The sequence below is a fragment of the Collinsella tanakaei genome (genome assembly GCF_016902615.1).
In the GTDB taxonomy this organism is placed as follows: domain Bacteria; phylum Actinomycetota; class Coriobacteriia; order Coriobacteriales; family Coriobacteriaceae; genus Collinsella; species Collinsella tanakaei_A.
The window spans coordinates 79,113-91,327 of the sequence record NZ_JACJMB010000008.1 but is presented as its reverse complement, the minus strand read 5'-3'; the positions used below and the strand labels follow the sequence as shown (position 1 = coordinate 91,327).

The 12,215-nt window shown below is 64.7% G+C and carries 11 protein-coding genes and 1 pseudogene; all 12 read right to left on the bottom strand.

Annotation, left to right across the window (positions count from 1 at the left end; translation table 11 throughout):
• Window positions 1-151: 151 nt before the first annotated feature.
• The 12 genes and pseudogenes from H6A21_RS04495 to H6A21_RS04440 all read right to left on the bottom strand — a co-directional run bounded on the left by H6A21_RS04495 (window position 152) and on the right by H6A21_RS04440 (window position 12,061).
• Window positions 152-1,600: a S1C family serine protease gene (locus H6A21_RS04495; RefSeq protein WP_204560674.1), complete on the bottom strand. Its 1,449-nt coding sequence runs from the start codon at window positions 1,598-1,600 to the stop codon at window positions 152-154.
• Window positions 1,601-1,850: 250 nt separating this feature from the next.
• Complete coding sequence (locus H6A21_RS04490) at window positions 1,851-2,513, bottom strand: response regulator transcription factor (protein ID WP_204560672.1); 663 nt, start codon at window positions 2,511-2,513, stop codon at window positions 1,851-1,853.
• 114 nt (window positions 2,514-2,627) lie between these two features.
• Window positions 2,628-3,971: a glutamine synthetase family protein gene (locus tag H6A21_RS04485; RefSeq protein WP_204560670.1), complete on the bottom strand. Its 1,344-nt coding sequence runs from the start codon at window positions 3,969-3,971 to the stop codon at window positions 2,628-2,630.
• Between the two features lie 136 nt (window positions 3,972-4,107).
• Window positions 4,108-4,350 (bottom strand): integrase core domain-containing protein, encoded by a 243-nt coding sequence (locus H6A21_RS11125; protein ID WP_204560668.1) that lies wholly within the window; start codon window positions 4,348-4,350, stop codon window positions 4,108-4,110.
• Window positions 4,351-4,694: 344 nt separating this feature from the next.
• Entirely contained in the window at window positions 4,695-5,570 is an 876-nt protein-coding gene (locus H6A21_RS04475) for a MurR/RpiR family transcriptional regulator (RefSeq protein WP_204560666.1), read from the bottom strand.
• Between the two features lie 191 nt (window positions 5,571-5,761).
• Window positions 5,762-5,968: a hypothetical protein gene (locus tag H6A21_RS04470; RefSeq protein ID WP_204560664.1), complete on the bottom strand. Its 207-nt coding sequence runs from the start codon at window positions 5,966-5,968 to the stop codon at window positions 5,762-5,764.
• 281 nt (window positions 5,969-6,249) lie between these two features.
• A complete protein-coding gene (feoB, locus tag H6A21_RS04465) occupies window positions 6,250-8,484 on the bottom strand; it encodes a ferrous iron transport protein B (protein WP_204560663.1) in 2,235 nt (744 codons plus the stop codon).
• 230 nt (window positions 8,485-8,714) lie between these two features.
• Window positions 8,715-8,936 (bottom strand): FeoA family protein, encoded by a 222-nt coding sequence (locus H6A21_RS04460; protein ID WP_204560661.1) that lies wholly within the window; start codon window positions 8,934-8,936, stop codon window positions 8,715-8,717.
• A gap of 99 nt (window positions 8,937-9,035) precedes the next feature.
• Complete coding sequence (locus H6A21_RS04455; RefSeq protein ID WP_204560660.1) at window positions 9,036-9,275, bottom strand: FeoA family protein; 240 nt, start codon at window positions 9,273-9,275, stop codon at window positions 9,036-9,038.
• 326 nt (window positions 9,276-9,601) lie between these two features.
• Window positions 9,602-10,354 (bottom strand): ATP-binding cassette domain-containing protein, encoded by a 753-nt coding sequence (locus H6A21_RS04450; RefSeq protein ID WP_204560658.1) that lies wholly within the window; start codon window positions 10,352-10,354, stop codon window positions 9,602-9,604.
• A 42-nt stretch (window positions 10,355-10,396) separates the two neighbouring features.
• Window positions 10,397-11,473: an ABC transporter substrate-binding protein gene (locus tag H6A21_RS04445; RefSeq protein ID WP_204560656.1), complete on the bottom strand. Its 1,077-nt coding sequence runs from the start codon at window positions 11,471-11,473 to the stop codon at window positions 10,397-10,399.
• A gap of 73 nt (window positions 11,474-11,546) precedes the next feature.
• Window positions 11,547-12,061: pseudogene (locus H6A21_RS04440) on the bottom strand (ABC transporter permease).
• Window positions 12,062-12,215: the final 154 nt, after the last annotated feature.

Below are 12,215 nucleotides of genomic sequence, written 5' to 3'. Positions count from 1 at the left end.
CGTTGGGGACGGGGCGGTTTGGAGACATCCTGCGCCCGGCCGGGCGCAGGATGTCTCCAAACCGCCCCGTCCCCAACGAGGACAAAGGGCGGCCCGGTTCCCACCGGACCGCCCTCTGGCAGCTTCACATCATGTTCGCGTATGCGTCGCGTTAGCGCATACCGCCGCCCATGAGCTCCTGCAGGTACTGGAGGAACTGCTCCTCGGTCATGTTGTTGCCGCCCGAGCCGTTGCCCTCGGTCGCATCCTGCTGCTCAGCCTGCAGCGCCTCGTCGGAGCCGAGGGTGACCTCGACCTGCTGCTCCTCGGTGCCGCGCATGACGGTCAGGGTGACCTTCTCGCCCACCTCGTGCTCGCGAATGGCGATGATCAGGCCGTCCGCCGAGGTGATCGCCTCGCCGTTCACCGCGGTGATGATGTCGCCCTGCTGGATGCCCGCTTGGGCGGCGGGGCCGTCGGCCACAACCTCGTTCACGTACGCGCCGCTGTCGACCGCGAGGTTGTTCTGGCGCGCGTTCCACGCGTTCACGCTCGTCAGCGTGACGCCCAGGTAGGAGTGGACGGGGGTCTTGCCGGCGATGATCTGGTCGGCGATGTTTTTCGCGTAGTTCACCGGGATCGCGAAGCCCACGCCCGAGCTCGAGCCGGAGTAGGACTCGATCACCGAGTTGATGCCGATAAGCTCGCCCTGGTCGTTCACGAGCGCGCCGCCGGAGTTGCCGGGGTTGATGGCGGCATCGGTCTGGATCATGTTCGCGTAGATCGACGTGCCCGACGTGCTCGAAAGCGCGGTGGAGCGATACAGGGCGCTCACGATGCCCGTGGATACGGACTGCTCGTTGCCGAACGGGCTGCCGATCGCCATGACCCACTCGCCCACGCTCAGGTCGTCAGAGTCACCGATCTCGATCGGGGTGAGCGACGCGCCGTCGGCATTCGTGAGCTTGATGACCGCCAAATCGCTCGAGGAATCGGCACCCACGAGCTCGGCTTCGAAGGACGAGCCGTCGTCAAGCGTCACCACGATGCTCGTCGCGCCCTCGACCACGTGGTTGTTCGTGAGGATGTTTCCGTCCGTGTCGAGGATCACGCCGGAGCCGATGTTGCCCGAGCTGGCCGATGAGGAGTCACCCATGCCGGAAGAGGCGATCTCGGTGGAGATGGAGACGACCGAGGGCAGGGCCTTGGCCGCCACGGTCTCGGCGAGCGTCGTGTCCTCCGCATCGATCTTGATCGACTGCGTCGTCGAGTCGGGCGTGGCAGCCGTCACGCTTCCGCCGCGGTCGATGTTGAGCGCACCGGTCATCACGAGTGCGATCACGAGCACCGCGCCGACGGCAAGGCCGGCAAGCGAGCTCAGAAAGATCGGGAATCCCTTCGTCTTCGTCTTCACGACCGTGCGGCTCACGGTCTCGGTGTGCGGAGCGGCGTGGCCCGCGGCGTGCTCAGCGGCGTGCGCGCCGGCACCCGGCATCTCCGTCGTCTTGTTCACCTGCGTGGCGTCTGCGGGATGCGCCGGCGTGGGCTCCACCTGGACACGCGGCTGCATTCCGGGAGTATCGTTCAGGCCATCGGGGCGCTGGGGCGTGTTGTCACTCATATCGCTTCGTCCTTTCATATGGATATGGATCGTTAAGGCATAGACTGTCTGCGCAACCTTTCGGTCTCTATCGTTGTACCCCTAACTGAAATGCATCAAGCGCACATGCGTTTTGAGTTAAGCGATTCGTAAGGTTCCCGCCACAAGGTGCACAGCCGACCCCCCTTGCCCACCTGGGAGCCGCACGGGGCATCCATATGAGAAACGGGGCCCGAGGACCCCGTTTTACCAGCAATGATGTTATCTCGCGCTATCCCTTGAACAGATAGCCCACGCCGCGGACGGTCGTGATGTGCGCCGCGATCTGCGGACCCACCTTGGAGCGGATCCGCCTGATGTGGACGTCCACCGTGCGCGTGCCGCCGCAGTACTCGAAGCCCCACACGCGGTGCAGCAGCACCTCGCGGCTGTAGGCGCGGTTCGGGTGCATGGCCAGAAACGACAGCAGCGAGTACTCCATGAGCGTGAGGTCGACCGGCTTGTCGTCCAGATACACCTGATAGGTGGCGAGGTTGATCGTCATGTTGTCGACGCGCAGCACGTCATCGACCGAGAACGCCTCCTCTTCGCCCAGCAGGCGCCGCGTGCGCACCTCGAGCTCCGTCTCGCTCGCGCCCGAGCAGATGAAATCGGAGCGCGAGCGCGCGGGCATGTGCAGGCTCGCCAGCGTGTCATCGTCCACCAGCACGAGCATGGGGATGTTGCCGCGATCGTCGAGCCACTTCGCGATCTGCTCGATCCGGTCGTTGCGGATACCGTCGGCATCCAAGATCAGCACGTCGAAATCACGGGCCGCAGTCGGTGAATCGGGCGTGGCGGCACTGACCTCGATGCCCAGCGTCTGGGTCAGCGACTGGGCGAAGTCGTAGTAGCGCGTCGTGCGCGCCATGAACAGAGCGTGTTTCTCCGACATGCCACCCTCCTCTCGTTTCGGTAATCATACCAGCTGGCGCATCCCGCTTGCAGCGGCGCACCGTCAAGCTAAAGCGGTGCAGCTGCAGAGCACCGCGTCGGCAACCCGAGCCCCCTAGGAGTTCGCGAGGTACTGCTCGACCTCCCACTGGGACACCGTGGAGGCGTACTTGCGCCACTCGCAGCGCTTCTTGCGCAGGAAGAACCCGTGGATATGCTCGCCCAGGGCATCCTTCATGAACGCGGAGTCCTCGAAGACGTCGAGCGCCTCGTCCAAGTTGCGCGGAAGCGGCGTGTAGCCGAGCTTCGTGAGCTCGTTGCCCGAAAGGTCCGTATCGGTGAACTCCGTCTCCGGCGGCAGCTCGAGCCCGCGCTTGATGCCGTCCAGGCCGGCGGCGAGCGTCACGGCGCAGGCGAGATAGGGGTTTGCCATCGGGTCGGGGCTGCGCAGCTCGATGCGGGTGGAGAGCTGCTTGCCCGGCTTGTAGATGGGGATGCGGATCATCGCCGCACGGTTGCGCAGGCCCCAGGTGGCATGCGTCGGGGCGGTGTTGCCGCGCCCGGGCGCCAGGCGCTTATAGGAGTTCACCGTCGGGTTCGTGATCGCGGTGATCTCGGCCGCATGCGCGAGGATGCCGGCCATGTAGCTTTTCGCGACAGGCGACAGGTGGTAGACCGGGTCGTCCTCGCCGTAGAAGACGTTGTTGCCCTTATAGTCGAACAGCGACTGGTGCAGAAACATCGCCGAGGACGCCTCGCCGGTGATGGGCTTCGGCATGAACGACGCGTGCACGCCCGCCTGGAACGCCTCGAGACGGATGATGTGCTTCGCCGTCATGATGGCGTCCGACATGGTGAGCGCCTCGGCATGGCGCAGCGAGATGCCGTGCTGCGAGGGACCGGACGAATGGAAGGTGTACTCCACCGGCACGCTCATCTTCTCGAGCGTGAGCACGGTGTTGCGACGGACGTCGCGCGCCGAGTCCGAGGGCAAAAGGTCGAAGTAGCCCACGTTGTCGAGCGGCGCGGGCGTGTGCTCGTCGGGGAAGTAGTAGAACTCGAGCTCGGTGCCCACGTTCATGAGGAAGCCGGCCTTCTCGGCACGATGGAACATGTGGCGCAGGCAGTTGCGCGGGTCGCCCTCGAAGGGCTTGCGGTCCGGGGTGCACACGTCGCAGAAGATGCGCGCGACGCCGTCGCTCGACGGACGCCACGGCAGCACCTGGAACGTGGAGGGATCCGGAAAAGCGAGCATGTCGGCCTCTTCGGGCGCCGTGAAGCCGTCGATGGCCGAGCCGTCGAAGCCGATGCCCTCCTCGAACGCGGCCTCGAGGTCCTCCGGGCTGATAGCCAGACTCTTGAGGCGCCCGAGCACGTCGACGAACCACAGGCGCACGAAGCGGATGTCGCGCTCCTCGACGGTACGGAGGACGAAGTCGATGTTCTGGCTTTTATCCATGGGGGCACCTTTCCGCAGCGCACGGGACTTCTCTAGGTAGGATGGTCAGCTATTGTTGCACAGCCATGTTTCCACCCGGTTACCGTGTGCGCTAAGACGCGATACCGCCACGTCGCGAGCCGCAGCGCGAGAATCGCTAGGTGTTGTGTGCCAATAGGTTGTTTACGCCGACGATGCGCGACATGGGCGGCAGGCCCCCGCAGGCGCTGTGCGGACGGCTCCAATTGTAGCGCTCGATGTAGGCGGGCAGGGCCTCGGCCATCTCCGCCTCGCTCGCCCAGGCGCGCCCGTACCGCCACTCCTGGGCGAGCGTCCGGTTCATCCGCTCGACCTTCCCGTTCTGCCAGGGGCTGTAGGGGCGCGTGTACTTGTGGCGCACCCCCTCGGACCTCAGCGGGGCGTTGAAGTCCCGGCTCCTGTAGAGGCTCCCGTTGTCGGTGTTATTGCTAATCTGAGTTTCACCGTTCAGGCCAACGGGTCGCGCCGAATCCGCCAACGCGCCCTCGCCGATCGCGCCAACGTTCTTTCACCGTTTCCACCAACGGCATACGCTCGACCGTGGCCTACCACGGGAGGGCGATATGGAGAGAAACCTGATCGGGGAGCCGAGCATGATGAAGGAGAGCGGCGCCAAGCCGAACTTCACTGACATCGCGAGGAGGATTAGTCAAAGTTTCTGAAAATGATTCCCTAAACGGTCGTTGCCCGCCCGCGAACGGCCGGCTATTGCCCGTTGGGCGCGTCGGCGAGCTTCTCCTCCGCAAACGTCTTGTGGAACATGCACATGTACTCGCCGGCATCCGTGGACTCGTGGTACAGCAGCATGAACACGAGCTCGAGCACGTAGTTCGCGGAATTGTGCGAGAACATGAAGTCGCGCGCGAGGAGCTGGTCGCGCAGGGCGACGCGCACGAAGAGGTCGGCGTGCTCGGCCAGATACGATCGGTCGTCGCTCGAGATGACCACGGTCTTGATGGCAGAGTCGATCGCGTTCTCCATGATGATGTTCAGCCGGCGCGAGGCACCGGAGTTGGAGATGAACACGATGCAGTCCTCCGACGTGAGCAGCATCGCCATGATCGCCGCGGCATCCGTCGTCGCCGGAGAGACAGCCCGCACGCCCACCTGCGAGAACTTGATGGCCATCATCTGGGCGAACGACAGCGAGCTGCCCACCCCCACAAACATGACCGTGCCCGAGGTCTGGATGACGCGGGCGACCTTCTCTATGACATCCATATCGAGCTGGGAGAACGTGTCGTTCAGCTCATCGATCTTGTTGTCGAGCAGGCAGCGGGCGGAGCCGGGCACATCGGCGAGCGTGATCTCGCGCACGCCGGAACTCGAGCGCTCGCGCATCTCCGCCTCCTCGCGGGCGAGCGCGAGCCGCAGGTGCGCGAAGCTGTCGTAACCGAGGGTCTTCACGAACCGTGACACGCTGGTGTTCGACGTGCCGGCACGCCGGGCGATCTCGCCGGCCGTCAGCGAGGACACGCCGTCCTCCCTGGACAGTATGAAGTCGGCAACGCGCCGCTCCGCCTCGGACATGCGCCCGTATGCGGACAGAATGGTGTTGACGACTCCCGTCGATGCGGCCATGGTTCCTCCCCCGTGTTGCCACTTCGTCTAACTCAATGTACCACGCATCCCCCAAACCGTGAAAATCACAACCGTAGACGGTATCCGGACCGGATTTGATTTGCGGTTCGCCCCGCCGTAAGCGGCGCGCCAGGACCGCCGCGCCATGTCGAGAAGGAGGCGGGCGCGCGCCCGCGTCCCGACCTCCCGGCCTACTTCACGCCGCGCCCGAGCTCCGCGGCCACCTGGTCGACGCCCTTGCACGCCGGGCAGCCCCCCTTGTGCGAGCCGGAGCAATGCCCCGAACAGCCTTCCGCCGACCCGCAATCGGCGCAGCTGCCCTTGCGCTTGATGCGGATGCACACGCCGATGAAGGCGACGGCGATGATGGCCAAGATGATGAAATCGATGGGACCCATGGTTTCTCCTCGTTGTTTGCTCATGGTAACTTTAACGCATGCGGCCCTCAGAAGCCAGGTGAAACCCCGATGCTCCGCACGCATCTTCGTGCAAACGAAGACACCTGCCCCCCTCCCGCGCTCACCCGAAGGGCGGCGACCGGGTGCGGCAAGGGGTGAGAAGCATCATGGGCACCCGACACGCCATGTACCCATACAGGAGGACCGCCGCCTGCGGCGCAAGGCGGCAGGCGGCGGTCCGAACGAGGCGCGGGCTGTCTCCCAGGGGCAACCGTGACCCCTTATGCGGTGACCCCGGCGGGAGCGACGGTCTCGCGGTCGTCGTCCCATGCCCACTTGGGCATCGGGCGGAACAGCTGGAAGAGGATCGCCGCGGCGAAGGCGATGGCGACGATGGTCCAGAAGCTGAAGACGCCGGTAGCCAGCAGGTAGAACTGGTTGATCATGAGACCGACGACCCAGGCGAACGCACACTCGTAGCCGATGGCGATCGCAGTCCACTTGGCGGAATTCATCTGGGCGCGGATGGTGCCCATGGCAGCGAAGCAGGGGGCGCACAGCAGGTTGAACGCGCCGAACGCGGCGATGGCGCCCATGGACGGGAACATACCGGCGAACGCGGTCCACAGGTTCGGGTCGGTCTCGGTGCCGTCAGCGATGTGCAGCAGCGAGGACGCGGTCGCGACGACGTTCTCCTTGGCGACGAGACCGGTGATGGACATGGCCGTGGCCTGCCAGGAGTCGAAACCGAGCGGAGCGAAGATGAAGGCGATGGCGCCGCCGATCATGGCGAGCACGGAGTAGTCGGTGAACTCCCCCGGGATGCCCTCCATGGCGGGCAGGAAGCCGAAGGCACCCTCGTAGAAGCCGAAGTTGGAGAGGAACCACACGACGATCGTGGAGGCGAAGATGATCGTGAAGGCCTTCTTGATGTAGGCGGACACGCGCTCCCAGATATGCAGCCACCACGAGCGGATCGAGGGGAAGTGATAGCTCGGGAGCTCCATCACGAAAGGCGTCGGGCGACCGGCGAAGAGCTTCGTCTTCTTGAGCATGATGCCCGAGACGATGACGGCGACCACGCCCAGGAAGTAGAACAGAGGCGAGATCCAGCTGGCCTCGGCATCGCCCACCATGGCGCCCATGAGCAGCGCGATGATGGGGAGCTTCGCGCCGCAGGGGATGAACGTCGTGGTCATGACCGTCATGCGGCGGTCCTTCTCGTTCTCGATGGTCTTGGTGGCGAGCACGCCGGGCACGCCGCAGCCCGTGGAAACGAGCATGGGGATGAACGACTTGCCGGACAGGCCGAAGCGGCGGAAGACACGGTCCATCACGAACGCGACGCGCGCCATGTAGCCGCAGTCCTCGAGGAACGACAGGAGCACGAACAGGACGAACATCTGCGGGATGAATCCGAGGACGGCGCCCACGCCCGCGACGATGCCGTCGAGCACGAGGCTCTGGACAAGATCGCTCGCGCCCGCGGCGACAAGCCAGCCCTCGATGACGCCGGGGATGGACGGAAACTGCATGCCGAACAGCTCGAAGCCCTCGCCGAACAGGTTGTCGTTCACCCAGTCGGTGCCGGCGGTGCCGAACGCGTCGGCACCGGTGGCGATGGAGTACACGGCCCACATGATGAGGATGAACAGGGGCAGACCGAGGATGCGGTTGGTGACGATGCGGTCGATCTTCTCGGAGGTGCTCATGCGCTCGGGGGCCTTCTTCAGGCAGCCGTCAATCATGTGCGCGATGACGGCATAGCGCTCGCCCGTGATGATGGACTCCGCGTCATCGTCGCAATCCTTCTCGCATGCGGCGATAAGCTCCTCGACCTTGGAGGCGTTGTCCTTCGTGAGGTTGATGAGACGCGAGGCGTCCTCGTCGCGCTCGAAGAGCTTGACCGCATAGTAGCGGCGCTTCGAGGCGGGAACGGACGCCGGCAGCAGGTCCTCGATCTTGGCGAGGACATCCTCGATCGCAGAGTCGAACCGATGCTCGGGCGTGGTCCCCTTGGCGGCGGCGGCCTTCTTGGCCTCGGCGAGAAGCTCGTCGACACCGGTGTTGCGCAGCGCCGAGATCATCACGACCGGGCACCCGAGGCTTCGGGAGAGCGCCTTGGTGTCGATCTTGTCGCCGTTCTTCTCGACGAGGTCGGCCATGTTGAGCGCGGCGACGACGGGCAGACCGGTCTCGACGACCTGCAGCGCTAGGTACAGGTTGCGCTCGAGGTTCGTGGCGTCGATGACCTGGATCACGACGTCGGGCTCGCCGCTCATGAGGTAATCGCGCGAGACCCTCTCCTCGGGGCTGTAGGGGGAAAGAGAATAGATACCCGGGAGGTCCGTGATCGTGACGCTCTTGTCACTGGTCAGCTTGGCCTCCTTCTTCTCAACCGTGACGCCGGGCCAGTTGCCGACATAGCCGTTCTGGCCGGTGATCAGGTTGAAGAGCGTGGTCTTGCCGCAATTGGGGTTACCCGCCAGCGCGACATGAAGCTGTGAAGCCGCCATGCATTCCTTCTTCCGTGTAGGCTTTGAAACTTGGATACGTTACTGAGCTGTCGTCTGCGTGCCCCCTGGGGCGATGGGGTGCAGAGAGGATACAGAGGGTGTTCGGCGTACGACTCCGGCCACCGTACCGACATGCCGCGCGAACATCCCGAACGCACCTCATCTCCCCGGGAGGCACACGAGTTAGAAACAACTAACTCTACCTGCGCAAACGTCCTTCAGAGACGCTGCTACTGCACCTCGACGATAGCAGCCTCCTCCTTGCGGATGGAGAGCTCGTAGCCGCGGACGGTGATCTGGATCGGATCGCCCAGCGGAGCGACCTTCACGACCTTGAACTGCGTGCCCTTGATGAGCCCGAGGTCCATCAGGTGGCGACGGAGCGCGCCCGTGCCGTGCAGCTTGACGATGGTGGAGCTATCGCCCACCGCCACATCTCCCAGTGTCTTCATGTGGTTCCCCCTTCCTGTAGTGTGACCATGCGATTGCTCGATATCAGCCCCGCTTTCAGCGAGCGGGCTCGGACATCGAATAGAGCGCCTCGCATGCACCTATACCGTCATAACGCGCTGGGCCACCTTGGCGTCGAGCCCGAACCGCGCGCCCTTGACCGTCACGATGATGTTGGAGGCGCTGGAGGACACCACGTGCACCTCCGAGCCATCGACAAACCCGATGTTCGCCAGATGGTGCTTGAGGCCCTCGTCGCCGCGTACGCGGCAGACCATCACCGTCTCCCCCGGCTTGCGCATGGATAGCGGCATGGCCGGAGCCTGCGGTCCCTGACTCATCGTCGCGATACCTCCTCGTCTCGTCGTCTCGGTCGGACTCCATAGACGGTGCGGCTATGGAGTTAGCCTCGTCTATGTTTCGTACGGTAAACTAGCACAAGGCTAACATGTTGTGAAGGGGATGTGGGCGATTCGCCCAAAAAAGTTACCTGTGGCTGACATATGTTATAGGATGGGTAACAGTTAGTATGGGCTAACCGAACCTGCGCCTGCTGCCCCGACGCGGCCGGATGAGGCCATAACGCGGGAGGGGCCCGCTTAGGGCCCCTCCCTTCGAAACCGCCTTGAGGCGAGACCCGAGAACCGCGCGGAAGCGCGCCTCCGGGCTATCCCAAAAACCCGAGCACGTGCCGCTTGTGCGCGAGAAAGTCCTCGGTGAGCGCGAAGCCGGCGCGCTCGTCACGTGGGCACGTGATGCGCTCCACCCCGACGATGCGTGTGGGTACGCCCGCCTGCGGGGCACCACGCATCACGAAGATCTCGTCGGCGATCTCGAGCGCCTCGTCGACGTCATGCGTCACCACGAGCGCCGTCGTGCCGAAGCGCTCGGCAACGCCCAGAAACCATGCATGTATGTCGGCCTTCGTAAAGGCGTCGAGCGCCGAGAACGGCTCGTCGAGTAGCATGAACTCCTGGCTGAACAGGTAGCTGCGCAACAGCGCCGCACGCTGACGCATGCCGCCGGAAAGCTCCGAGGGCCAGCGCTCCTCGGTGCCCGCAAGGCCGAACGTGTCGAACAGCTCGCGCGCACGGGCGCGAGCCTCGGCGCGCGGGACACCTCGCAAGACGAGCGGCAGCGACACGTTGTCCTGAATGGTCTTCTCCGGTAGCAGCAGATCTTTCTGCAGCATGTAGGCGAGCTGCCCGGGCACGCCGGTGATGTCGCGACCGTCGAGCAGCACGCGACCGGCATCGGGCAGGCCGAGACCCGCGACCACATGGAACAGCGTGGTCTTGCCGCAGCCCGACGGCCCCAGCAGACAGGCGATATGGCCCGACGCCACCGTCAGGCTCACGTCATCGAGCACCTGCACCCCGTCGAACCCGACGCTCACGTGCTCCACATCAAGCTGTGCCACCGCTACCTCCCTGTTGCGCGCGCATATCCGCCCCCGCCTCGTTTACGCCTCGATGAACTGAAGGTCCAGTCCGGCACCCGGCTCGATGGCGGGCACGAACCCCTGGTCGCCCACCCAGCTGAAAAACGCATCCCAGCGCTCCTGGTCGATCTCGCCCCACTGGGCTGCGTCAGCCTGGTATTGGTCGGCAAGGTACTCCTGGCTCGCGCGTACGAGCTCTTCGTCGAGCTCGGGCGAGGACTCGAGCAACACGTCGGCCGCAGCGTCCGGATCGGCGATGCAGTCCTCGTAACCGCGCCGCGTGGCGTCGATAAACGCCTGGGCCGTCTCGGGCTCGTCGGCGATGAAATCGTTATTGGCGATGATGACCGGCGTATAGAAGTCGAAGACCGGATCGATGTCGGCAAAGGCGAAATAGTTGGTGTCGAGGCCCGCAAGATCGCACTTCACGCCCGCCCACGCCCAGTAGATCCAGATGGTATCCACCTGGTCGGTCTCAAGCGCCGTCACCTCGTCGGTCACCGTCGAGGGGATCATCTGGACGCGGCTGAAGTCGCCGCCGTCTGCCTCCACGCAGCGACGGATCACGCCCTGCTCGATGGGGCCCTCCCACGTGGCGTAGGTGTGATCCATCATGGCCGCCGGATGCGTGATGCCCTTCTCGGCGCGGCTGATAATGCCCGACGTGTTGTGCTGGATGATGGCCGCCACGGCGCTTACGGGAAGACGGCTATCCTCGCTCGACACATAGCTCGCCATGGTGTCCTGGAAGCTCACGCCGAACTGCGCCTCGCCGGTGGCGACGAGCGCGTCGGCGCCGTTCTCGGGAGCCTGCACGATCTCGACATCGAGACCGGCGTCCTTGTAATACCCACGGGCGGCTGCGACATAGACGCCGGTATGGTTGGTATTCGGCGTCCAGTCGAGCGCGAAGGTGATCTTCTTCAGATTGGACGAGGCGCCGCCCGCGCTGCCTCCCGCAGGTGCGGCGGCGTTGCCGCAGCCGGCAAGGGCAGCCGCGCCGAGCACGCCGGCAGCTGCGATGCCGCGGGTAAGCAGGCCGCGGCGGGTAAGTGTGCAACGAGCGATCAGCTGGTCGATGGTTTCGATATGAGACATGATCTCCTCCGATAGCAAACGTGATGGATGGCGCGCCCGCACAGGCACGCCGGCGGCAGGTGCCCAGGTGCTCCTACTTCTCGGTACGCTCCCAGGGCATGAGGCGGCGGCGCAGGACACCGACGGCCCACATGAGAACAAGCGACAGCGCCGAGATGAGAACGATGACGGCGAACATCTTGTCGAACGCGTAGGCGCTGCGCACACGCGTCATGTAGACGCCCAGGCCCGAGAAACCGCCGAGCCACTCGGCGATGACCGCGCCCACGATGGCATAGGTCGCCGAGATCTTCAGACCCGAGAACAGGTGACCGAGTGACGCCGGAAGCTTCGCGTGGCGCATGATCTGCGCGCGGCTCGCCCCCATGGAACGCATGAGGTCGATAACGTCCGGGTCGACCGAGCGGAATCCGTCGAGCAGCCCCACCGTGATGGGGAAAACGTCGTGATGACGATAAGCACGACCTTGAACAGCATGCCGTAGCCGAACCACAGCACGAGCAGCGGCGCGATGACCACGGTGGGAACGGTCTGCGTGAGCACGACAAGCGGGTAAAACGCACGGTAGACGAGCTCGAAGCGATCCATGAGGATGGCCGCGGCGAAACCGAGGGCGATGCCGCACCCAAGGCCGACAGCCGCCTCGGCAAGCGAGGTCGCGGCATGGCCGACAAGCAGCGGCCAGTCCTCGACGAGCGCCTCCACGACCGCCACCGGACTCGGCAGCAAAAAACGAGGGCAC